The organism is Streptomyces sp. NPDC056628, assembly GCF_042792555.1.
Taxonomy (GTDB): domain Bacteria; phylum Actinomycetota; class Actinomycetes; order Streptomycetales; family Streptomycetaceae; genus Streptomyces.
Genome location: NZ_JBHTWG010000003.1, coordinates 328,797 through 350,549 on the forward strand (window position 1 = coordinate 328,797; position 21,753 = coordinate 350,549).

General features: G+C 73.4%; 25 protein-coding genes. 21 read left to right on the plus strand and 4 right to left on the minus strand.

Annotated features, from left to right (window positions below; translation table 11 throughout):
• Window positions 1-84: 84 nt before the first annotated feature.
• Window positions 85-807, plus strand: a complete 723-nt coding sequence (locus tag ACFRAC_RS07120) for a class I SAM-dependent methyltransferase (RefSeq protein ID WP_382921947.1) — start codon at window positions 85-87, stop codon at window positions 805-807.
• 197 nt (window positions 808-1,004) lie between these two features.
• Here the strand turns inward: ACFRAC_RS07120 and ACFRAC_RS07125 are convergent, their stop codons facing one another.
• Window positions 1,005-2,498 (minus strand): APC family permease, encoded by a 1,494-nt coding sequence (locus ACFRAC_RS07125; protein ID WP_382921949.1) that lies wholly within the window; start codon window positions 2,496-2,498, stop codon window positions 1,005-1,007.
• 180 nt (window positions 2,499-2,678) lie between these two features.
• Here ACFRAC_RS07125 and ACFRAC_RS07130 point away from each other — a divergent pair, with 180 nt between their 5' ends.
• The 6 genes from ACFRAC_RS07130 (at window position 2,679) to ACFRAC_RS07155 (ending at window position 8,627) form a co-directional block, all read left to right on the plus strand.
• Window positions 2,679-3,512, plus strand: coding sequence for a M55 family metallopeptidase (locus ACFRAC_RS07130; protein WP_382921951.1), 834 nt, complete (start codon window positions 2,679-2,681; stop codon window positions 3,510-3,512).
• Window positions 3,505-4,809 (plus strand): M20/M25/M40 family metallo-hydrolase, encoded by a 1,305-nt coding sequence (locus ACFRAC_RS07135; protein ID WP_382921953.1) that lies wholly within the window; start codon window positions 3,505-3,507, stop codon window positions 4,807-4,809. Before ACFRAC_RS07130 ends, ACFRAC_RS07135 begins: the two co-directional genes overlap by 8 nt.
• A 4-nt stretch (window positions 4,810-4,813) precedes the next feature.
• Window positions 4,814-6,778: a prolyl oligopeptidase family serine peptidase gene (locus ACFRAC_RS07140; RefSeq protein WP_382922127.1), complete on the plus strand. Its 1,965-nt coding sequence runs from the start codon at window positions 4,814-4,816 to the stop codon at window positions 6,776-6,778.
• An 8-nt stretch (window positions 6,779-6,786) separates the two neighbouring features.
• On the plus strand, window positions 6,787-7,710 hold the full coding sequence (locus ACFRAC_RS07145; RefSeq protein WP_382922129.1) for an LD-carboxypeptidase: 924 nt from the start codon (window positions 6,787-6,789) through the stop codon (window positions 7,708-7,710).
• A gap of 85 nt (window positions 7,711-7,795) precedes the next feature.
• Complete coding sequence (locus ACFRAC_RS07150) at window positions 7,796-8,053, plus strand: DUF1049 domain-containing protein (protein ID WP_382921955.1); 258 nt, start codon at window positions 7,796-7,798, stop codon at window positions 8,051-8,053.
• Window positions 8,054-8,072: 19 nt separating this feature from the next.
• On the plus strand, window positions 8,073-8,627 hold the full coding sequence (locus tag ACFRAC_RS07155) for a GNAT family N-acetyltransferase (protein WP_382921957.1): 555 nt from the start codon (window positions 8,073-8,075) through the stop codon (window positions 8,625-8,627).
• Between the two features lie 18 nt (window positions 8,628-8,645).
• Here the strand turns inward: ACFRAC_RS07155 and ACFRAC_RS07160 are convergent, their stop codons facing one another.
• Complete coding sequence (locus ACFRAC_RS07160; protein ID WP_382921960.1) at window positions 8,646-8,993, minus strand: VOC family protein; 348 nt, start codon at window positions 8,991-8,993, stop codon at window positions 8,646-8,648.
• A gap of 97 nt (window positions 8,994-9,090) precedes the next feature.
• On the opposite strand from ACFRAC_RS07160, the gene ACFRAC_RS07165 reads away from it, so the two are divergent.
• The 14 genes from ACFRAC_RS07165 to ACFRAC_RS07230 all read left to right on the plus strand — a co-directional run bounded on the left by ACFRAC_RS07165 (window position 9,091) and on the right by ACFRAC_RS07230 (window position 19,257).
• Entirely contained in the window at window positions 9,091-9,510 is a 420-nt protein-coding gene (locus tag ACFRAC_RS07165) for a phage holin family protein (RefSeq protein ID WP_382921962.1), read from the plus strand.
• 118 nt (window positions 9,511-9,628) lie between these two features.
• Window positions 9,629-11,146 carry an NAD(P)/FAD-dependent oxidoreductase gene (locus ACFRAC_RS07170; RefSeq protein ID WP_382921964.1) on the plus strand — a complete coding sequence of 506 codons (1,518 nt, stop codon included), beginning with the start codon at window positions 9,629-9,631 and terminating at the stop codon, window positions 11,144-11,146.
• Window positions 11,133-12,980, plus strand: a complete 1,848-nt coding sequence (locus tag ACFRAC_RS07175; RefSeq protein ID WP_382921966.1) for a transketolase — start codon at window positions 11,133-11,135, stop codon at window positions 12,978-12,980. The genes ACFRAC_RS07170 and ACFRAC_RS07175 overlap by 14 nt, the downstream gene beginning before the upstream one ends.
• The gene (gene ligD, locus ACFRAC_RS07180) at window positions 12,977-13,906 is read left to right on the plus strand and encodes a non-homologous end-joining DNA ligase (protein WP_382921968.1); all 930 of its coding nucleotides are present in this window, start codon (window positions 12,977-12,979) and stop codon (window positions 13,904-13,906) included. The genes ACFRAC_RS07175 and ligD overlap by 4 nt, the downstream gene beginning before the upstream one ends.
• 77 nt (window positions 13,907-13,983) lie before the next feature.
• Complete coding sequence (locus ACFRAC_RS07185) at window positions 13,984-14,313, plus strand: gas vesicle protein (RefSeq protein WP_382921970.1); 330 nt, start codon at window positions 13,984-13,986, stop codon at window positions 14,311-14,313.
• Window positions 14,314-14,368: 55 nt separating this feature from the next.
• Complete coding sequence (locus tag ACFRAC_RS07190; protein ID WP_382921972.1) at window positions 14,369-14,794, plus strand: gas vesicle structural protein GvpA; 426 nt, start codon at window positions 14,369-14,371, stop codon at window positions 14,792-14,794.
• A complete protein-coding gene (locus ACFRAC_RS07195) occupies window positions 14,791-15,576 on the plus strand; it encodes a GvpL/GvpF family gas vesicle protein (RefSeq protein WP_382921974.1) in 786 nt (261 codons plus the stop codon). The genes ACFRAC_RS07190 and ACFRAC_RS07195 overlap by 4 nt, the downstream gene beginning before the upstream one ends.
• Before the next feature lie 3 nt (window positions 15,577-15,579).
• Window positions 15,580-15,840, plus strand: a complete 261-nt coding sequence (locus ACFRAC_RS07200; RefSeq protein ID WP_382921976.1) for a gas vesicle protein GvpG — start codon at window positions 15,580-15,582, stop codon at window positions 15,838-15,840.
• Window positions 15,840-16,511 carry a DNA primase gene (locus ACFRAC_RS07205; RefSeq protein ID WP_382922131.1) on the plus strand — a complete coding sequence of 224 codons (672 nt, stop codon included), beginning with the start codon at window positions 15,840-15,842 and terminating at the stop codon, window positions 16,509-16,511. Before ACFRAC_RS07200 ends, ACFRAC_RS07205 begins: the two co-directional genes overlap by 1 nt.
• Window positions 16,508-17,674: an SRPBCC family protein gene (locus ACFRAC_RS07210; RefSeq protein WP_382921978.1), complete on the plus strand. Its 1,167-nt coding sequence runs from the start codon at window positions 16,508-16,510 to the stop codon at window positions 17,672-17,674. Before ACFRAC_RS07205 ends, ACFRAC_RS07210 begins: the two co-directional genes overlap by 4 nt.
• Window positions 17,671-18,000, plus strand: a complete 330-nt coding sequence (locus ACFRAC_RS07215; protein WP_382921980.1) for a gas vesicle protein — start codon at window positions 17,671-17,673, stop codon at window positions 17,998-18,000. The genes ACFRAC_RS07210 and ACFRAC_RS07215 overlap by 4 nt, the downstream gene beginning before the upstream one ends.
• On the plus strand, window positions 17,997-18,791 hold the full coding sequence (locus tag ACFRAC_RS07220; protein ID WP_382921982.1) for a GvpL/GvpF family gas vesicle protein: 795 nt from the start codon (window positions 17,997-17,999) through the stop codon (window positions 18,789-18,791). Before ACFRAC_RS07215 ends, ACFRAC_RS07220 begins: the two co-directional genes overlap by 4 nt.
• Entirely contained in the window at window positions 18,788-18,976 is a 189-nt protein-coding gene (locus ACFRAC_RS07225) for a gas vesicle protein (RefSeq protein WP_062667128.1), read from the plus strand. Before ACFRAC_RS07220 ends, ACFRAC_RS07225 begins: the two co-directional genes overlap by 4 nt.
• Window positions 18,973-19,257 (plus strand): gas vesicle protein K, encoded by a 285-nt coding sequence (locus ACFRAC_RS07230; RefSeq protein WP_062667130.1) that lies wholly within the window; start codon window positions 18,973-18,975, stop codon window positions 19,255-19,257. The genes ACFRAC_RS07225 and ACFRAC_RS07230 overlap by 4 nt, the downstream gene beginning before the upstream one ends.
• Window positions 19,258-19,280: 23 nt before the next feature.
• Here the strand turns inward: ACFRAC_RS07230 and ACFRAC_RS07235 are convergent, their stop codons facing one another.
• Both ACFRAC_RS07235 and ACFRAC_RS07240 read right to left on the minus strand, forming a co-directional pair.
• The gene (locus ACFRAC_RS07235) at window positions 19,281-20,114 is read right to left on the minus strand and encodes a methyltransferase domain-containing protein (RefSeq protein WP_382921985.1); all 834 of its coding nucleotides are present in this window, start codon (window positions 20,112-20,114) and stop codon (window positions 19,281-19,283) included.
• A gap of 131 nt (window positions 20,115-20,245) precedes the next feature.
• Window positions 20,246-21,739: a bifunctional phosphatase PAP2/diacylglycerol kinase family protein gene (locus ACFRAC_RS07240; RefSeq protein WP_382921987.1), complete on the minus strand. Its 1,494-nt coding sequence runs from the start codon at window positions 21,737-21,739 to the stop codon at window positions 20,246-20,248.
• Window positions 21,740-21,753: the final 14 nt, after the last annotated feature.

Sequence of the window (21,753 nt, forward strand, 5' to 3'; positions counted from 1 at the left end):
GCTTGTCGGCCCCGGCCCGGCCGCGATAGACCGGACCCGCCCGTCACCCGGCGGTCGCCGGTCGTAGCCCAGGGGGAGTCGGTCATGAGCGTGACGAGTCGGTACCGGGACGCCTGGGAGGGCTTCTGGCGCGAGGCCCCGGGCGAGCAGGGCGCCGTGTTCTGGGATGCGGAGCCGGCGCTGACCGCCGGCCGTCATCTGCCCCTGCTGGAGCCGCACCTGACCGACCCGGGCCTGGTGGTGATCGACCTGGGCTGCGGCAACGGCACCCAGACCCGTTTCCTCGCCGACCGCTTCCCGCGCGTCGTCGGCGCCGACCTGTCGGCCGCGGCCCTCGACCACGCCCGCCGGGCCGACCCGGCCGGGCGGGCGGAGTACCGGCTGCTCGACGTGGCGGAGAAGGCGGACGTCCAGACACTGCACGCCGAACTCGGCGACGCCAACGTCTACGTGCGCGGTGTCCTGCACCAGGCCGACCCCGACGACCGGCAGGCGATGGCGGACGGGCTGGCCGTGCTGGCCGGCGAGCGCGGCCGGGTCCTCCTCGTCGAACCCTCCGAGGCCGCCAAGCACGTCCTCATGGGCCTGGCGCAGAGCCCCGCCGGGCCGCCGCCCAAGCTGGCCCCGGTCCTGCGGCACGGCATCGCGCCGGGCGAGGTCACCGACGGCGCGCTGACCGGGTACCTGCGCGCGGCCGGCCTCGACGTGCTCGCGAGCGGCACGCTGCCGCTGGCCACCACCGAGCACGGCCCCGACGGAACCCGCATCGAACTGCCCTCGACGTGGCTGGTGGCGGGGCGGCCCTAAGGGGTGTCTCGCCGATCATGCCGGGTTCACGGCGCGCTGATCCGGGCCTGATCGACAAGACACCCCCTACGAGGCCGTCGGCCACCGTCCCCTGGACCAGCACAAGGGTGTCGCCGAACGCGGCCGCCACCTCAAGCGCGACGGGGAGCGCGCGGACCGCCCCCGGGGACTCGTCGTAACCGCACACCACGGGCACGTCAGGACTCCCCGCCATGCACGAGGTCGGGGTCGGCCACGTCGGGGCGCTCCGCCCAGAAGGCCGGCGCCCTCAGCCGCCACACCACCATCAGCATCACGCCCGCGAGGGTGATGCCGATCCCGATGACCAGCGGCGGCCCGAGACCGAACCACGAGACGCCGCTGTAGGAGTTGGCCGGGTCGGCCATGTCGGCGATCGACTCGACGAGGAGCCACGCCAGCAGCCCGGCGCCCACCACCGGGCCGAGACCGATCAGCACGAAGGTGCGGACGCTCTCGGTGAGGTGACGCCGGTGGTAGACGGCGCACGCGAGGCCGGTGAGCGCGTAGTAGAAGGCGATCAGCAGGGATAGCGCGGTGAGCGAGTCGAACAGGGCGTTCTCACTGATCCGACGGATGACCAGGTACCAGGCGATGGCGATGCCCGCCACCCACCACGTGCTCACGTCCGGCGTGCGGAACCGGTGATGGATGTGCCCGAAGCGGGCCGGCAGGGCGTGCCGGCGGGCCATGGACAGCGCGGTGCGCGAGGCCGGGAGGATCGTCGTCTGCGTGGACGCCACAGCGGACGTCGACACGGCCAGCAGCACGATCCAGTCCCAGCCGTCCATCACCTTGCCCGCGAGGAGGGCGAAGATGAGCTCCTCCTCGTCGGCGTTCTCCGCGAGGAACGCGGGACCGGCGTAGGCCACGACCGCGATGGCGACCGACACATACGTGACCAGCAGGATGACCGTCGACCACACGGCCGCCTCACCGGGGGCGGTCGCGGAGTTCTCGGTCTCCTCGGTGAGGTTGACCGCCGACTCCCAGCCCCAGTAGACGAACACGCCGAGCAGCAGCCCCGCCGTCAGCCGCGCGCCGCCCGCGCCGAACGGGTTCAGCCAGCTGAACTCCGGTCTCACGGCGTGGAGGTCCCCGGTGCCGGCGTAGACCCGGTAGAGCGCCACCACGGCGAACGCGAGCAGGCAGGCGACCTGGGCGAGGATCAGCGCGTTCTGCACGCGGGCGGACACCTCGGTGCCGATGACGCACACCGCCGTCATCACCAGGATGAGCAGCACGGTGAGGATCTGCCGCACCCACTCGTTGTCCGCCCATCTGTCCAGCCCGAAGGCGAGCAGCGCGAACGTCACCGCGACGTCCGCCAGCGAGCCCACGACGAGGACACCGGTCATGGTGATGGCCCAGCCGCCGAGCCAGCCCGCCCACGGCCCCATCGCGCGGGTCACCCAGGAGAAGGTCGTGCCGCAGTCCTGGTCGACCTTGTTGAGGTGGTAGAACGCCGAGGCGATCAGCAGCATCGGCACGAACGCCGCCAGCATCACACCGGGCGCGTACACGCCGACCAGCGCCACGACCGGGCCGATCACCGCGGCCAGCGAGTACGCGGGCGAGGTGGCGTTGAGCCCGATGACGAGCGCGTCGAGGAACCCGATAGCGTCGGGCTTCAGCGAGTCCGGTTCCTGGGTGCCCGTGCCGGCTCCGGCCATGCCGCCTCACTTCGGTCGTACCTGACCTCATGAAACAGCGAACGGTCCGGACCGCCCGGTCGTCGCCGCGCCCGCGCCCGGACTCTCACCCGTGTGCCCAGCCGGTCCCGCGCCGGGGTGTGCGGGGGCCGCGGGACCGGTCGTGGCGGGTTCTCGCGGGGGCGCGTAACGTGGCGCTCCATGAAGATCCTCATCAGCGCCGACATGGAGGGCGCGACCGGCGTGACCTGGCCGGGGGACGTTCTGCCGGGGACCCCGCAGTGGGAGCGGTGCCGGGGGATGTTCACCTCGGACGTGGACGCGGCCGTGCGCGGTTTCTTCGACGGCGGTGCCGACTCCGTCCTCGTCAACGAGGCCCACTGGAGCATGCGCAACCTGCTGCTCGAACGGCTCGACGAGCGGGCCGAGATGCTGACCGGACGGCACAAGGCGCTGTCGATGGTGGAGGGCGTCCAGCACGGCGACATCGACGGCGTCGCCTTCATCGGGTACCACGCGGGCGCCGGCATGGAGGGCGTCCTCGCCCACACCTACCTCGCCAACTCCATCACCGGGGTCTGGCTGAACGACGTCCGGGCGAGCGAGGGTCTGCTGAACGCACACGTCGTCGCCGAGTACGGCGTCCCCGTCGTCCTCGTCACCGGCGACGACGTGGCCTGCGAGGACGCGCTCGGCTACGCGCCCGAGGCGCTGAAGGTCGCCGTCAAGGACCATGTCTCCCGGTACGCGGCCGTGTGCCGCACACCGGCGAGGACCGCCGCCGACATCCGCGCGGCGGCCGAGGAGGCCGCGGCCCTCGCGGTCCGCGGGGAGCCCGTGCAGGCCGGGCCGTACACGGTGGCCGTCGAGTTCGACGCCGAGCACCTGGCGATGGCGGCCACCGTCGTCCCCGGCGTCGCACGGATCGGCGAGCGCAAGGTGGCGTACACCAGCGAGCGCATGTACGAGGGAATCCGGACCTTCAAGGCGGTCACCACGATCGTCTCGGCCGCGGTGGAGGAGCAGTATGGCTGACGCGCAGGCACTCGAGGAGGTCGTGACGTTCACGTCCGACCTCATCCGCATCGACACCACCAACCGGGGCGGTGGCGACTGCCAGGAGCGGCCCGCCGCCGAGTACGCGGCGGCCCGGCTCGCCGAGGCCGGTCTGGAACCCACGCTGCTGGAGCGCACGCCCGGCCGCACGAACGTCGTCGCCCGCCTCGAGGGCACCGACCCCTCCGCGGACGCCCTGCTCGTCCACGGGCACCTGGACGTCGTCCCCGCCGACGCCTCCGAGTGGAGCGTGCACCCCTTCTCCGGCGAGGTCCGCGACGGCGTCGTCTGGGGCCGCGGCGCGGTCGACATGAAGAACATGGACGCGATGATCCTGGCCGTCGTACGGGCCTGGGCCCGCCAGAGCGTGCGGCCCCGCCGGGACATCGTGATCGCGTTCACCGCCGACGAGGAGGCGAGCGCCGAGGACGGCTCCGGCTTCCTCGCCGACCGGCACGCCGCCCTGTTCGAGGGCTGCACCGAGGGCATCAGCGAATCCGGGGCCTTCACCTTCCACGACGGCGCCGGCCGCCAGATCTACCCGATCTCGGCCGGCGAGCGCGGCACCGGCTGGCTGCGGCTCACCGCCCACGGCCGGGCCGGCCACGGCTCCCGGCCCAACCGGGAGAACGCGGTGACCCGGCTCGCCGCGGCGATCAGCCGGATCGGCGCCCACGAGTGGCCGGTGCGGCTGACCCCGACCGTGCGCGGCGCCCTGACCGAACTCGCCGAGCTGTACGGCATCGACACGAGCCTGGACGACGTGGACTGCCTGCTGGACAAGCTCGGCCCCGCCGCCAAGCTCGTCGAGGCGACCGTCCGCAACAGCGCCAACCCGACGATGCTGGAAGCCGGTTACAAGATCAACGTCGTCCCGGGCCAGGCCGTGGCGTTCGTGGACGGACGGTTCCTGCCCGGCCACGAGGACGAGTTCCGCGCCACCCTCGACGAACTCACCGGGCCCGACGTGGACTGGGAGTTCCACCACCGGGAGGTGGCCCTGCAGTCCCCGCTGGACTCGCCGACGTACGCCCTGATGCGGGCCGCCGTCGAGGAGTTCGCGCCCGAGGGACGCACCGTGCCCTACTGCATGCCCGGCGGCACGGACGCCAAGCAGTTCTCCCGGCTCGGCATCACCGGCTACGGGTTCTCGCCGCTGAAGCTGCCGGAGGGCTTCGACTACTCGGCCATGTTCCACGGCGTCGACGAACGGGTGCCCGTCGAGGCGCTGCACTTCGGCGTCCGGGTGCTCGACCGGTTCCTGCGCACGGCATAGAGACCTGGGGGAGACAGTGCGGACTCTGGTGTACGGATCCTGGCCCTCGCCGATCGACGCGGGGCTCGCCGCCGCGCACGACGGGCGGCCCGACTTCGTGGGCTTCGTCGGTGACGAGGCGTGGTGGACCGAACCGCGGCCCGCCGAGGGCGGCCGGCGCACCCTGGTGCGCCGCCGCGCCGACGGGCACGAGGAGTCGGTGCTGCCGCCGCCGTGGAACGTGCGCAGCCGGGTCATGGAGTACGGCGGGCAGCCGTGGGCCGGCGCCACCACCGGCGGTGGACCGCTCGTCGTCTTCGTGAACTTCGCCGACCAGCGGCTCTACCGGTACGAGGAGGGCGCCGAGCCGCGTCCGCTCACCCCGGTGTCCCCGGTGGGCGGCGGGCTGCGCTGGGCGGAGCCGCGGGTGCGGACCGACCTCGGCGAGGTGTGGTGCGTGCTGGAGGAGTTCACGGGCGAGGCGCCCACCGATGTGCGGCGCGTCCTGGCCGCCGTCCCGCTGGACGGCTCGGCGGCACACGACCGGGACGCCGTGCGCGAACTCACCGACGGGCCGCACCGGTTCGTCACCGGGGCGCGGATCTCGCCGGACGGGCGCCGGGCCGCCTGGCTGGCCTGGGACCACCCCCGGATGCCCTGGGACGGCACGGAACTGCTCGTCGCCGACATCACCGCCGACGGCACCCTCGACGACCCGCGGACCGTCGCCGGCGGCCCCGAGGAGTCCGTCGCCCAGGCCGACTGGACGCCCGACGGCCGCCTCCTGCACGCGAGTGACGCCGGCGGCTGGTGGAACCTGTACCGCGACGGCGAGCCCCTGTGCCCGCGAGAGGAGGAGTTCGGCGGGCCGCTGTGGCAGCTCGGCCTGCGCTGGTTCGCCCCGCTCGAGAGCGGCCTCGTCGCCGTCCTGCACGGACGCGGCGCCCTCCGCCTCGGCGTCCTGGACCCGGAGACCGGCGAGATCGTCGACGTGGCCGGTCCCTGGACCGAGTTCGCGCCGACACTCGCCGCCCACGGGGAGCGGGTCGTGGCCGTCGGCGCCGGCCCGCACACCGCCCACGAGGTGGTCGAACTGGACATTCGGACCGGCCACTGCCGGGTGATCGGCGCCGCCCACCAGGACGCCGTGGACCCCGCCTACTACCCCGAACCGCAGGTCCGCACCTTCACCGGCCCCGCCGGGCAGGAGATCCACGCGCACATCTACCCGCCCCGCCACCCGGACTGCGCGGCCCCGGGCGGCACCGCGCCGCCGTACGTGGTCTGGGCGCACGGCGGACCCACCTCCCGGTCGCCCCTCGTCCTCGACCTGACCGTCGCCTACTTCACCTCCCGGGGCATCGGCGTCGCCGAGGTGAACTACGGCGGCTCCACCGGGTACGGCCGGGCCTACCGCGAACGGCTCCGCGAGCAGTGGGGCGTCGTCGACGTCGAGGACTGCGCGGCCGTCGCGCTCGCCCTCGCCGACGAGGGCACCGCCGACCGCGACCGGCTCGCCATCCGCGGCGGCAGCGCGGGCGGCTGGACCACGGCGGCGTCGCTGACGAGCACCGACGTCTACGCCTGCGGCACGGTCATCTTCCCGATCCTGGACCTGACCGGCTGGGGCACCGGGGAGACGCACGACTTCGAGTCGCAGTACCTGGAGAGCCTCGTCGGACCGCTCGCCGAGGTGCCCGGCCGGTACGAGGAACGCTCGCCCGTCACCCGCGCCGACCGCCTCACCGCGCCCTTCCTGCTGCTCCAGGGCCTGGACGACGTCATCTGCCCGCCCGCCCAGTGCGAACGGTTCCTCGCCCGGCTGGAGGGGCGCCACGTGCCGCACGCCTACCTCGCCTTCGAGGGGGAGGGCCACGGGTTCCGCCGCGCGGACACCATGGTCCGCGCCCTGGAGGCCGAACTGTCCCTGTACGCCCAGGTCTTCGGGTTCGACCCGCCCGGCGTCCCCACCCTGGAGCTCACCAAGTGACCGCGCCCCTGCGGCCGTTGCGACGGCCGTCCCGACTCGCCGCCGGCGCCCGTGTGGCCGTCGTCGCGCCCAGCGGACCGGTGCCCGAGGAGCGGATCGAGTCCGGCCTCGACGTGCTGCGCGGCTGGGACCTCGACCCCGTCGTGGCCCCGCACGTACGCGGCCGGCACGACCGCTTCGGCTATCTCGCGGCCACGGACGCCGACCGGGCCGCCGACCTCCAGCGCGCCTGGTGCGACCCGTCCGTCGACGCCGTACTGTGCGCGCGGGGCGGCTACGGCGCCCAGCGCATGGTCGACCTGCTCGACTGGGACGCCATGGCGGCGGCCGGACCGAAGGTGTTCGTCGGCTTCAGCGACATCACCGTGCTGCACGAGGCGTTCGCCGTGCGGCTGGGGCTCGCCACCCTGCACGGCCCGATGGCCGCCGGCGTCGACTTCCTCAAGCACGCCCGCGCCCAGGACCATCTGCGGGCCACCCTCTTCGAGCCCGAGACGGTGCGCGTCATCGCCTCCGGCGGCTCGGCGCTCGTACCGGGCCGGGCCCGCGGCGTCACCCTCGGCGGCTGCCTCACCCTGCTCGCCGCCGAACTGGGCACCCCGCACGCCCGCGCCTCGGCGCACGGCGGACTGCTCTGCCTGGAGGACGTGGGGGAGGAGCCGTACCGGCTCGACCGGGCCCTCACCCAACTCCTGCGCGCGGGCCTGCTCGACGGGGTGCGCGGCGTCCTGCTCGGGTCGTGGGAGGAGTGCGGGCCGTACGACGAGGTGCGCGCCGTGCTGGAGGACAGGCTGGGCGGGCTCGGCGTGCCCGTCGCGGAGGAGTTCGGGTTCGGACACAGCGCGGGGGCGCTCACGATCCCCTTCGGGCTCGGCGCCGAACTCGACACCGGCACGGGCACGTTGACGCTGGACGAACCCGCGCTGCGCTGACCGCCGGTCACGGTGCGCGACCGTACGGCTGCGGCCGGCGGTCGCTCACCGTGCGGGGACCCGGGCCCGGGAGCATGCTGGAGGCATGACCCCGAAGACGTCCCGCCGCGGACCGAGCGCGGACGGCCGGCGGGGCGGCTCGGCCCGGGTGCTCACCCTCCGCCGGATCGTCGCGCTGGTGCTTGTCGTCCTCGCCCTGGTCCTCATCTTCCAGAACACCGAGGAGACCGAGATCCGGCTGCTGATCCGCGTGGTGACCATGCCCCTGTGGGGTGCTCTCCTCGGCATGGGGGTCATCGGCGCGTTGATCGGCGCCCTGCTCGTCGCGCGCCGGCGCCGCTAGCGGGACGTAGGCTGACGCGATGCCGCACCCCGCCTCGCCCTACCTCGCCGAAGGCCCCCGTGTGGGCATACGCCACTTCACCTACGAGGACGGCGCCGAGTTCACCGCACGCGTCCGCGAGAGCAGGGAACTGCACCGGCCCTGGCTCTTCCCGCCCGACAGCGCCGCCGCGTACACCGCGTACGCGGGACGGCTGATCGAGGACCGCACCAAGGCCGGCTTCCTGGTGTGCGCCAAGGACGGCGGCGGCGCCCTCGTCGGCTACATCAACATCAACAACATCGTCCAGGGCGCCTTCCGCAGCGGCGCCCTCGGCTACGGTGCCTTCGCGCACGCCGCCGGGCGCGGCCTCATGCGGGAGGGCCTGGACCTCGTCATGGACCACGCCTTCGGGATGATGGGGCTGCACCGGCTGGAGATCAACGTGCAGCCCGGCAACGCCGCCTCCATCGCTCTCGCCCGCGCCTGCGGGTTCCGGCTGGAGGGCTACTCGCCGGACATGCTGTTCATCGACGGCGCGTGGCGCGACCACGAACGGTGGGCGATCACCACGGAGATGCGCGGCCCGCGCTGACCGCGCCGCGCGGCCGGCTCAGGTCATGCGGTCCGCGTACTCGTAGATCGCCCCGTCCGGGTGCATCGCGATCAGGTTGCGGCCCACCGGCGTCGGGACCGGGCCCGCCACGATCTGCGCGCCCATCTCGCTGAGCACCTTCCGGGCCTCCTCGACGTCGGAGACCGCGATCGTCGCCGCGACCTTGCGCAGCACCTCCAGCTCCGCCGGCGGCCCGCTCATCAGAAGGAAGCACCCGACCGCGGCCACCTGCACGCCGCCGCGCTCGAAGCGCAGGGCGGTGCCGCCGGCGAGGCGTTCGTAGAAGGGGACCGCGGCCTCCAGGTCGTCGACGCACACGCGCAGCGTGGCTCCCAGAATGTCCATGCCGGAAGCCTAGTGGCGTGCCCCCGGCGCCGGTGATCGCTTCACGCGATCCCCTCACTCCCCGTTACCCGACGGTCCGTTCGGGTACCCGCCGGCCATGGACCGCCTGGATCATCTTGAGCATCTGGACAAGCACCTGGTCGACGAACTGGCGCAGGTGGCACGGGAGACCGTGCGCGACGAACTGCGCGAGCAGACGCGCCGGCAGCGCCGCCGCGCCGCGCTCTACGCCGGATCGGGCGCCGCGGCGCTGTACGCCGGAGCGGCCCTCGCGCTGGCCCTGGGCCTCGGCCTCGCCACCGGACTGCCCGACTGGGCCGCCGCGCTGATCACCGCGGCCGTGCTCGGCGCGGTGGCCTGCGCCCTGCGCGCGGCGGCCCGCCCGTCCCGGGGCCACGGTGACGCGACCCCGGCTCACGGCTCCGCCACGGACGGCCGGGGCGTGCCGTACCCGCCGATGCCGTCGGCCCCGCCCGCGACGGGCCAGGCGCCGACCGGCCCGCACGACCAGCGGTAGCCGCCCGGGCCACCGGGCCGCGGTGCCGGGGCCGGGGGACGTTTGGGGGGACGGGCCAGGGGGACGCGGAAGGCTCCCGAGGTACGCGACACGCGATCGACAAGGCCGGAGGCCCACCGTGAGTCGACCCCGCATCGTGATCGTCGGCGCCGGGTTCGCCGGGTATCGTGCCGCCCGCACCCTGTCCCGGCTCACCCGGCATCAGGCCGACATCACCCTGCTCAACCCGACCGACTACTTCCTGTACCTGCCCCTGCTGCCCCAGGTCGCCGCCGGCATCCTGGAGCCCCGCCGGGTCACCGTCGCGCTCTCCGACACCCTGCCGCACGTCCGGCTGGTGCTCGGCGAGGCCGACGGCATCGACCTCGACGGGCGCACCGTGCACTACACCGGGCCGGAGGGAGAGGGCGGCACCCTCTCCTACGACCGGCTCGTGCTCGCCGCGGGCAGCGTCAACAAGCTGCTGCCCATCCCAGGCGTCGCCGAGCACGCCCACGGCTTCCGCAGCCTGCCCGAGGCGCTGTACCTGCGCGACCACGTCACCCGGCAGGTGGAACTGGCCGCCGCGGACGACGACCCCGCACGCTGCCGGGCGCGCTGCACCTTCGTCGTGGTCGGCGCCGGATACACCGGCACCGAGGTCGCCGCGCAGGGCCAGCTGTTCACCGAGGCCCAGGTGCGCAAGCGCCCGCTGCCCGCCGGGATGCGCCCGCACTGGATGCTGCTCGACGTCGCCGACCGCGTCCTGCCGGAACTGGACGAGCGGCTCGCGCGCACCGCGGACGAGGTGCTGCGGCGACGAGGCGTCGACGTGCGGATGGGCACCTCCGTCAAGGAGGCCACCCACGACGGGGTCCTGCTGACCGACGGGGAGTTCGTGCCCACCCGCTCCCTGGTCTGGTGCGTCGGCGTACGGCCCGACCCGCTCGCCGCCTCCCTCGAACTGCCCCTGGAACGCGGCCGGCTGCTCGTCGACCCGCACCTCCAGGTGCCCGGCCGCGCCGAGCTGTTCGCCGCCGGGGACGCGGCCGCCGTACCCGACCTGGAGAAGCCGGGCTCGTACACGCCGATGACGGCCCAGCACGCCTGGCGGCAGGGCAAGACCGTCGCCCACAACGTCGCCGCCTCCCTCGGCATGGGAGAGCGGCGCGCCTACCGCCACCGCGACCTGGGCTTCGTCGTCGACCTGGGCGGCGTCAAGGCGGCCGCCAACCCGCTCGGTGTGCACCTGTCCGGAGCGGTGGCGGGCGCCGTCACCCGCGGCTACCACCTCGCCGCCATGCCCGGCAACCGGGTGCGGGTCGCCGCCGACTGGGTGCTGGACGCCGTACTGCCGCGCCAAGCCGTGCAGTTGGGCCTCGTCCGGTCGTGGTCGGTGCCGCTGGACACCGCCTCGCCGGAGCTGGTCCGCCTGCCGGGCGGCCCGCACGGAGCGGACGCCCCGGACGGCGACGAAACGGCGAAGGCCGGGTCCGGGGCGTCCGACCCCGTGCAGGACCCCGACGCCGTCAAGCACCCCGAACCCCCGGGCCCGGTGAAGGGGCCCGACCACCGTGCGCAGCGCGACGAGAAGGCGCAGCACCGCCAGAAGCCCACCGCCTCGACCTCCCGGAAGGGGACCCATGAACACCGATGAACTCGTCGAGCTCGGCCAGCAGTTGCGCGTGGACAGCGTGCGGGCCTCCGCCGCCGCCGGCTCGGGGCACCCGACGTCGTCGATGTCCGCCGCCGACCTGGTGGCCGTCCTGTTCGCCAACCACCTGCGCTACGACATGGACCGGCCCGAGAACCCCGGAAACGACCGCTTCATCCTCTCCAAGGGCCACGCGTCGCCGCTGCTGTACTCCGCCTACAAGGCCGCCGGGGCCATCGAGGACGGCGAGCTGGTCACCTTCCGCAAACTCGGCAGCCGCCTCGAAGGGCACCCGACGCCCCGGCGCCTGCCGTATGTGGAGACCGCCACCGGTTCGCTCGGGCAGGGCCTGCCGATCGGCGTCGGCATCGCCCTGTCAGGACGGCGCCTGGAGCACACCGGCTACCGGGTCTGGGTGCTGTGCGGCGACAGCGAGCTCGCCGAGGGCTCCGTCTGGGAGGCCGCCGAGCACGCCGCCTTCGAGGGCCTGGACAACCTCACCGCGATCGTCGACGTGAACCGGCTCGGGCAGCGCGGCCCCACCCGGCACGGCCACGACCTCGACGCCTACGCCCGCCGCTTCCAGGGATTCGGCTGGCACACCATCGAGGTCGACGGGCACGACGTGGACGCCGTCGACCGCGCCTTCGGCGAGGCCCGCTCCACCACCGGCCAGCCCACGGTCGTCCTCGCCCGCACCCTCAAGGGCAAGGGCGTGGAATCCGTCCAGGACCGCGAGGGCCTGCACGGCAAGCCGCTGCCGGAGGCCGACGAGGCCATCGCCGAGCTCGGCGGCCGCCGCGACCGCACCTTCCACGTGCACGAACCGCACACGTCGCGCGCGCCGCGCCCCGTGCCCGCCACGGACACCGAACTGCCCCGCTGGGAACAGGGCGAGAAGGTCGCCACCCGTGACGCCTACGGCCAGGCCCTCGCCGCGCTCGGCTCCGGCCGCGGCGACGTCGTCGCCCTCGACGGCGAGGTCAGCGACTCCACCCGCGCCGAGGCCTTCGCCAAGGAACACCCCGACCGGTTCTTCGAGTGCTACATCGCCGAGCAGCAGCTCGTCGCCGCCGCCGTGGGCCTGGCGGCCCGCGGCTGGGTGCCGTACGCCTCGACCTTCGCGGCCTTCCTGGCCCGCGCCTACGACTTCGTGCGCATGGCCTCGGTCAGCGGCGCCTCCATCAACCTGGTCGGCTCCCACGCGGGCGTCGCCATCGGGCAGGACGGCCCGAGCCAGATGGGCCTGGAGGACCTGGCGATGATGCGGGCCGTGTACGACTCGAAGGTGCTGTACCCCTGCGACGCCAACCAGACCGCCAAGCTCGTCGCGACCATGGCGGAACTCGACGGCGTCCGCTACCTGCGCACCTCGCGCGGCGCGGCCCCCGTGCTGTACGGCCCCGACGAGGAGTTCCCGGTCGGCGGCAGCAAGGTGCTGCGCTCCGGCGAGCGGGACCGGCTGACCCTGGTCGCGGCCGGCGTCACCGTCCACGAGGCGCTCGCCGCCGCCGACACGCTGGCCCGCGACGGCATCGACGTCCGGGTCGTCGACCTGTACTCGGTCAAGCCCGTCGACCGCGAGACCCTGCGCCGGGCCGCCGAGGAGACCGGCTGCCTGGTCACCGTGGAGGACCACCACGAGGAGGGCGGCCTCGGCGACGCCGTCGTCGACGCCTTCTCCGACGGGCGCCCCGTGCCCCGGCTGGTGCGCCTGGCCGTGCGGATGATGCCGGGTTCGGCCTCGCCCGACGAGCAGCTGCACGCCGCGGGCATCGACGCCGCGTCCATCGCCTCGGCCGTCAAACTGCTCGTCGAGGAGGCGGTCGTACGGTGACCGACGCCGCCACGACGGTGCGCGCGGGCCGCCGCACCGTCGAGGTCAAACGCCTCGACAAGGTGCTCTTCCCCGGCGGCGGGGGAGCGAAGGAGTACACCAAGGGCGACCTGCTCGACTATCACCGGGCTGTCGCTCCCCACATGCTGCCCCACCTGCGCGGCCGCCCCCTGATGCTGGAGCGGCACCCCGACGGCATCGACGGCCCCACGTTCATGCAGAAGAACACGCCGGAGCACTACCCGGACTGGATCACCCGCGTCGAGGTGCCGAAGGAGGGCGGCACCGTCACGCACACCGTGTGCGACGACGTGGCGACCCTGGTGTTCCTCGTCGACCAGGCGTGTCTGACCCTGCACCGCTGGCTGTCCCGCACCGGCACGGCGGGCGGTCTCGACCACCCGGACCGGCTGGTCTTCGACCTCGACCCGCCGGGGGACGACTTCGAACAGGTCAGAGAGGCCGCGCGCCGGCTGCACGAGCTCCTGGACGAACTGGAACTCCCGTCGGCGCCCATGACGACCGGCTCGCGCGGGCTGCACGTCGTCGTCCCCCTCGACGGCCGGGACGACTTCGACACCGTCCGGGAGTTCGCGCACGAGGTCGCCGAGACGCTGGCGGCGGCCCACCCGGACCGGCTGACCACCGCCGCCCGCAAGAAGGACCGCGGCGACCGCCTCTACCTGGACGTCCAGCGCAACGCCTACGCCCAGACCGCCGTCGCCCCCTACACGGTCCGTGCCCGGCCCGGTGCCCCCGTCGCCACCCCGGTGACGTGGGACGCCGTCGACGACCCGGAGCTGCACGCCCGCCGGTGGAGCATCGCCGACGCCGTCGAGCACGCCCGGACGGACCCCTGGGCGGAACTCGGCCGGGCCCGGGCCCTCGGGCCGGCCCGCCGCCGTCTCGCGACCCTGCGTGACTGACCGGGCGCCCGCCGTCAAAGGAGGCAAGTCGGCGGTTTACGGGGCGCTTTCCGGGCCACACGGCGTAGGAGGCGCCCATGAATGATTCACAGAACACATCCAAGTCATCCAGACAACAGACGGACGGGTCGGGCAAGGGGCCTACCCCCATGGAGGTGCTGCGCGAGGCGCGGGCCCAGCTCGCCGAGCTCACCGGTATGGAAGCGGAGACCGTGACGTCCTTCGATCGCACGGAGGACGGCTGGACCCTCGAAGTGGAGGTCCTGGAGCTGTCCCGCGTCCCCGACACGATGAGCCTGATGGCGAGCTACCAGGTCGAACTGGACTCCGAGGGGCAGCTCACCGGATACCGGCGTCTGGGCCGGTACGAGCGGGGGCGTTCCGACGCCCGGCGCGGCGGCCGCTAGGCCGCGCCCCACACCCAGCACACCGTCCCCGAGACCACAAGGAGGAACGGTCGGCATGACCGTTGTCCCGGCACAGCAGACCGGCGGCGGAGGCGGCAGCAGCGGCCTCTATGACGTACTTGAGCTTGTACTGGACAGGGGACTCGTCATTGACGCGTTCATCCGGGTATCCCTTGTCGGAATCGAGATCCTGAAGATCGACGTACGGGTGGTCGTGGCCAGCGTCGACACCTACCTGCGCTTCGCCGAGGCGTGCAACCGGCTCGACCTGGAGTCCGGGCCCAACAAGAGCCCCGGCCTGCCGGAGATCGTCGGTGAGGTCACCGAGTCCGGCGCGCGGGGCAAGTCCAAGGGCGCCCTCTCCGGAGCGGCCGAGACCATCTCCGACGCCTTCAAGCAGGCACGGGAGGACGGCAGCGAGGAGCGCCCGCGGCGCGCCCGTAAGTCGACGGCCTCGCGCCGGAAGGAGGAGCAGGAGTGAGCACGTACGTGTACGGCATCACCGCGAGTTCGCACCCGGCCCTCCCCGAGGACATGGGCGGTGTAGGTGACCCGGCGCGGCCCGTGCGGGTCCTGAAGGAGGGCCGCCTCGCCGCCCTGGTGAGCGACGCCCCGGAGGGGCTGCGGCCCAAGCGCCGTGAGCTGCTCGCGCACTCCAACGTGCTCGCCGAGGCGGGCGCCGCGGGGTGTGTGCTGCCGATGCGGTTCGGCAGCGTCTCGCCCGACGACGACACGGTCGTCTCCGTGCTCGCCGAACGCGCCGACCACTACACGGAGCGTCTCGCGGCCCTGGAGGGCAAGGACGAGTACAACGTCAAGGCCAACCACGTGGAGGACGCGGTCCTGCACCGCGTCCTGTCGGAGAACCCCGAGCTGCGGGCCATGACGGAGGCCAACCGGTCGGCGGGCGGCGGCAGCTACGACGACCGGCTGCGGCTCGGCGAGATGGTGGCCGCGGCCGTCAAGGCGCAGGAGGCCCAGGACGCCACCGACGTGCGGCACACGCTGGAACCCGCCGCCGCCGACATCAGTGTGGGCCCCGACTCCTCGGGCTGGCTCGCCAACGTGTCCTTCCTGGTCGCCCGGGACGAGGCGGACGCGTTCCTGGCCGCCGTGGAGCAGCTGCGCAAGGGGCACCCGCATCTCGAGGTGCGGCTCAACGGGCCGCTGCCGCCGTACAGCTTCGTCGAGCCGGGGCCGGGCGACTCCGGCCTCGCGGAGGCCACCGGCGGCGGTGCGGCCGGCGAGGTCGCCAGGGAGTGAGTCATGGGACTGCTCGGAGAGATCCTGCTGCTGCCGTTCGCTCCGGCGCGCGGCAGCGGCTGGGTCATCAGGAAAGTGCTGGAGGAGGCCGAGCGCCTCTACTACGACCCCAGTGCCGTGCGCGCCGAACTAGCGCGGCTTGAGGAGCAGTTGACCTCGGGCGAGATCGATGAGGAGGAGTTCGACCGCCGCGAGGACGAACTGCTCGACCGGCTCGACACGGGACTGCGCGCAGGCTACGGGAACGGTGACAGGACGGCATGATGAACCGAGTTGGACTGGGCCTCGCGATAGGGGCCGGATACGTCCTCGGACGGACGAAGAAGGCGAAGATGGCCTTGGCGGTGGGAGGTTTTGTCGCCGGCAAGAAGCTGAACCTCACCCCGAAGGCGCTGGCCGAGCTGGTCACCACGCAGCTGGCGGGCAACCCGCAGTTCAAGGAGATCGGCGACCAGCTGCGGCAGGACCTGCGCGGGGTCGGCAAGGCCGCCTCCGGGGCCCTGGTCGAGCGGCAGATCGAAGCGCTCGCCGACCGGCTGCACGGCCGTACCGCCGAGGTGCGCGAGCAACTGGCGGGCGGCGGCTCCGAAGGCCGTGACGAGGAGCCGCGCGCCGACGAGGACGCCTACGACGAGGACGAGGAGCCGCGCGCCGACGAGGACGCCTACGACGAGGACGAGGAGCCGCGCGCCGACGACGACTCCGAGGACTCCGAGGACTCCGAGGACTCCGACGACGGGGAGCGCGAGGAGCGGGCCCCGGTGAAGAAGGCGGCCAAGAAGGCACCGGCCAAGAAGGCACCCGCCAAGAAGGCGGCGGCCAAGAAGAGCGCCCCCGCGAGGAAGGCGGCGGCGAAGAAGACCGGCTCCGCGCGGTCCGCGGCCCGCAGGACCACGGGCGGCTCGCGTCGGTCCCAGGGTGGTGACGGAGCATGACCGAGACACTCGGCTCCGCAGGCTCCGCGGCCGGCGGAGCGGCGAAGAAGCAGCCTCTGTCCGACCTCGCGCACAGCGAGGCCGCCGACCGGCTCAAGAGCGAGGTGCAGGACTACCTCGCCGCCCAGGCCCAGCGTCTGCTCGTCGGCACCGGCCGCAAGCTCGGCGAGGCCACCGGCAAGCTCAACGACATCGCCGACGGCAACAGTCCCGGCTTCGCCAAGCTGGCCCTGGACGGCGGGAAGAAGCTCGCCGAGGGCAAGGGCCCCGTGCGCAGCGCGCTGGAGGTCGGCGCGGGCCACGCCAAGGACAAGGTGGTCGGGGCGTTCAAGAACCTCGGCGGCAAGGGCGGCAAGGGCAAGGGCAAGAAGGCCGGCAACAAGCCCACCGTCATCATCGAGCACATCGACGTCGGTGTGCCGCTGCGGACCGCGTACGACCAGTGGACGCAGTACCAGGACTTCAGCACCTTCGCCAAGGGTGTGAAGAGCGCGAACCGCGCCGACGACACCACCTCCGACTGGCAGGGGAAGATCTGGTGGTCCAGCCGCAGCTGGAAGGCGCAGACCACCGAGCAGGTGCCGGACCAGAAGATCTCCTGGACCTCCGAGGGCGCGAAGGGCACCACCAAGGGTGTCGTCACCTTCCACCACCTCGACGAGAACCTCACCCGCGTCCTGCTGGTGATCGAGTACTACCCCTCCGGGTTCTTCGAGAAGACCGCCAACATCTGGCGCGCCCAGGGCCGCCGGGTCAGGCTCGACCTCAAGAACTACGTCCGCTTCATCACGTTCAAGGGCGAGGCGGAGGACGGCTGGCGCGGTGAGATCCGCGACGGCGAGGTCGTCCGCAGCCACGAGGACGCCGTCGAGGAGGAGGAGCGGGAGCGCGAGGACGACGAGGCCCGCGACGAGACCGAGGGCGAGGGCGACGAGCCGGACGCGTACGCCGAGGACTCCGAGGACGACGAGGAGCAGGCCGAGGAGGAGGAGCCGGAGGCCGAGTACGAGGACGAGCCCGAGGGCGACGAGTCCGAGGAGGGCGAGCCCGAGGACGCCTACGAGGACGAGGACGAACCGGAGGACGGCTACGAGGAGGAGCCGGAGGCCGAGTACGAGGACGAGCGCGAGGAAGAGCCCGCGGGCGGTAGGAGCCGACGATGACCACGCCGAGCAGGCTCCCGGACCCGTACGGCCAGGGAGGCGGAGCCAACCTCGCGGACATCCTCGAACGGGTGCTCGACAAGGGCGTAGTGATCGCGGGTGACATCCGGATCAACCTGCTCGACATCGAACTGCTCACGATCAAACTGCGGCTGATCGTCGCCTCCGTCGACAAGGCGAAGGAGATGGGCATCGACTGGTGGGAGGACGACCCCGCGCTGTCCTCCCGCGCCCGTCACGACGAACTGGCCCGTGAGAACGCCGAGTTGCGTGAGCGACTGGCCCAGCTGGAGCCGACGAGGCCCCAGCGGGAGGAGGCCCCATGAGCGGTCTGCGCTACGTCTACGCCGTCTGCCACCCCTACGAGTCCCCCCTGCAGCGCCAGCTGTCGGGGGTCTCGGGGGCTCCCCCGAAGCAGCTCACCCATCACGGGCTGGTCGCCGTCGTGAGCACCGTGCCGGAGCAGGAGTTCACGGAGGAGGCGCTGCGGGCCAACCTGGAGGACCTCGACTGGCTCACCGCGACGGCCCGCGCCCACCAGCAGGTGATCGACGCCCTCACGGCCGTCACCACCCCGCTGCCGCTGCGCCTGGCGACCGTCTTCCGCGACGACAGCGGCGTGCGCAGCATGATCGAGGCCCGCGAGGAGGAGCTGCGGCGGGTCCTCGACCGGCTGGCGGGCCGGGTGGAGTGGGGCGTGAAGGTGTACGTCGAGCGGCCGCCGGAGACCTCCGACGCGACCGAGGGGGCCGGCCGGCCCCCGGCGAGGGCGGTCTCGGGCCGCGACTACCTGCGCCGCCGCCGCGACCAGACGCGCGCGCACGACGACGTGTGGCAGCGTGCCTCGGAGTTCTCCGACCGGCTGCACGCGACGCTGTCGGCGTTCGCGGAGGACTCCCGGATGCACGCCCCGCAGAACGCCGCGCTGTCCGGCGCCACCGGCCAGAACGTGCTCAACGCCGCCTATCTGGTGCCGCGCGCGGACTCCGAGGAGTTCGTGGAACTGGTGGACCGGGAGAAGGACGACGTGCCCGGCATCCGGGTCGAACTCACCGGGCCGTGGGCGGCCTACTCCTTCGCCGGGGAGTTCTCGGAGGATCCGGGGGTGGAGTCGTGACCGTCGTCGAACGGCGGGAGATCGCCCTCGTGGACCTGCTCGACCGGCTGCTCGCCGGCGGTGTGGTCGTCAAGGGGGACATCACGCTGCGCATCGCCGACGTCGACCTCGTCCGCATCGACCTGAACGCGCTGATCAGCTCCGTCAACGAGCAGGTCCCGTCGCCTTGGGGGGACTCGCCGTGACCGAACGACGCAACCGGCTCGACCTGGAACCCGACACCGTCGAACGCGACCTGGTCAAACTCGTCCTGACTGTCGTGGAGTTGCTGCGCCAGCTCATGGAGCGCCAGGCGGTGCGCCGCTTCGACGAGGGCGGCCTCAGCGAGGAGCAGGAGGAGCGGATCGGCCTGACGCTGATGCTGCTGGAGGACCGCATGGCCGAGCTGCGGGACCGCTACGGCCTGCGGCCCGAGGACCTGAACCTGGACCTCGGTCCGCTGGGCCCCCTGCTGCCCCGGGAGTGAGCGGGGCCCGGCGCTGAACCGGCTCAGGCGTCCTTGCGGCACAGGATCTCCCCGTGCAGGACGCTGAACCAGCCGTCCTCCTGGCGCCCCCACTCCCGCCAGGCCTCCGCCACCTCCCGCAGCTCCGCCGCCGTCGCGTGCCCGCCCCCGGTGGCCCGGTCCGCGTAGGCGGAGGCCACCGTGCGGTCCGCCCACAGCCCGCTCCACCAGGCCCGCTCCCCGGGTGTGGCGAACGTCCAGGTGCTCGACGTGCAGGCGACGTCCGTGAGCCCGGCCGCCCGCGCCCAGGACTTCAGCCGGCGCCCGGCGTCGGGCTCGCCGCCGTTGGCGCGGGCGACCCGGCGGTACAGGTCCAGCCAGGCGTCCATGCCGGCGGACGCCGGGTACCAGGTCATCGCCGCGTAGTCGGAGTCCCGCACCGCGATGAAGCCGTTCGGCCGGGTGACGCGGCGCATCTCGCGCAGGGCCGCCACCGGGTCGCCGACGTGCTGGAGGACCTGGTGCGCGTGGACCACGCAGAACGTGTCGTCCGGGAAGGCCAGGGCGTGCACGTCCCCGACCGCGAACCCGACGTTCTCCAGGCCGCGTCCGGCGGCGGTGGCGCGCGCCTGCTCCAGGACGCCCGGTTCCCGGTCGACCCCGGTGACGTGCCCGTCCGGGACCAGGGCCGCCAGGTCGGCGGTGATCGTGCCAGGGCCGCAGCCGATGTCCAGGATCCGCATGTGCGGCTTCAGATGCCCGAGCAGATAGGCCGCCGAGTTGGCGGCGGTGCGCCAGGTGTGCGAGCGCAGGACGGACTCGTGATGTCCATGGGTGTAGACGGCGGTCTCCCGCGTCCGCGACGGGCTCTCGGGCATGGCTGGTCCCCTCGTGTCGGCGTACCGGCTCGACGGGACGGCGCACGGCCGCGCGGTCGGTACCCTCACACCGTACGCCGTCGTCCCGCATGGTGATATCCATGTATCACCATGCGGGACGACGGAGGGGTTCAGGAGCCCGGCAGCGGCCGGTACACCGTCAGTGCCTCGGGCAGCTTGTCCAGCGTCACCTCGCCGCCCACCTCGGTCACTTCACCGTCGTACGCCAGCAGGGTCCCCGGCTCGACGCCCGTCAGCCGCAGCCGGGCGACCTGCACGGCCGCGTGGACGGGCGAGCGGCTCAGGGGCCCGGCGACGGCGGCGGCGAGCAGCCGCAGCCCCGGCCGGCGTCCGCCGTGCACGATCCGGACGTCGAGGACGCCGTCCGCGAGGTCCAGCCGGCGCGCGGGCGCGAGCCCCACCCGGTGGTAGGTGCCGTTCCCGGCGAACAGCAGCCACAACGGGTGGACGCGGCCAGCGACCTCCGCCCGCAGCGGGTGCCGGTCCCGGCGCAGCACGCGGACCGCCGCGAGGACCCCGGCGGGCCAGTCGCCGATCTTGGACGCGAACCGGTCCCGTTCCCGCACCAGTTCCGGATACACGCCCAGGCTGCACGTGTTGAGGAACACCCCCTGCCTGCCCGGGCTGCGGAAGCGGGCCACGTCCACGCGCACCGCCTCGCCGCGCAGCACGGCCCGGCTCAGATCGGCCTCGTCCTCCACGCCCAGGTCCAGCGCGAAGTGGTTCAGGGTGCCGCCGGGCAGCACCGCCAGCGGCAGCCCGTGCCGCAGCGCCACCTCGGCCGCCGCGTTCACCGACCCGTCGCCGCCGCACACCCCGAGCACCCGGGCGTGCCCGGCGGCCCGCTCCAACTCGTCGCCCATGTGGTGCGGTTCGCACTCCACGACCTCGGCGCGCGGCAGCAGGTCCAGCAGGGCGCGCATCCGCTCCGGGGTGCCCGAGCCCTTGTTGACGACCATCACCAGGCCGTCCCCCTCCGGCAGCGCGGGCACGTCCGCGCGCGGCCGGGCCGGCGGGACCCGGGGCTCGCGGGTCGGCACCAGCCCCCGTACGGCGAACGCGGCGACCGTCCCGAAGGCCGCGCCCACCAGGACATCGCTCGGGAAGTGCACCCCCGTGTAGACCCGGGACAGCGCCACCGACCAGGCGACCGGCGCCACCACCAGACCCCACTTCGGCGACTCCAGGGCGACCCCGGTCGCGAACGCCGCCGCCGACGCCGCGTGGCCCGACGGGAACGACGTGGTGATCGGCTGCCGCTTCAGCTGCCGCACCCGCGGCACCGCGTCCAGCCCGGGCCGCGGCCGGCGCACCGACCGCTTGCCGAGCGTGTTGATGGTCAGCGACGCCAGGCCCAGCGAGGCCAGACCGCGCGCCGCCGCCCGGCGGCCCCGGGGCGAGCGGGAGGCGGCGATGGCGGCGGCCGCCGCGAACCAGAGCACCCCGTGGTTGGCGCTGCGGCTGAGTCTCGGCAGGACGGGTTCGGCGAACGGCCAGTTCCGCTCGGCCGCGAACTCGAACAGCCGCGAGTCGAGCGCGAGGAACCGGTCGCGCAGCGCGTGCCGGCCGGGCAGGGGGACGGTGAGGTCGACATCAGGACTCATACAGCCCTGGGTAC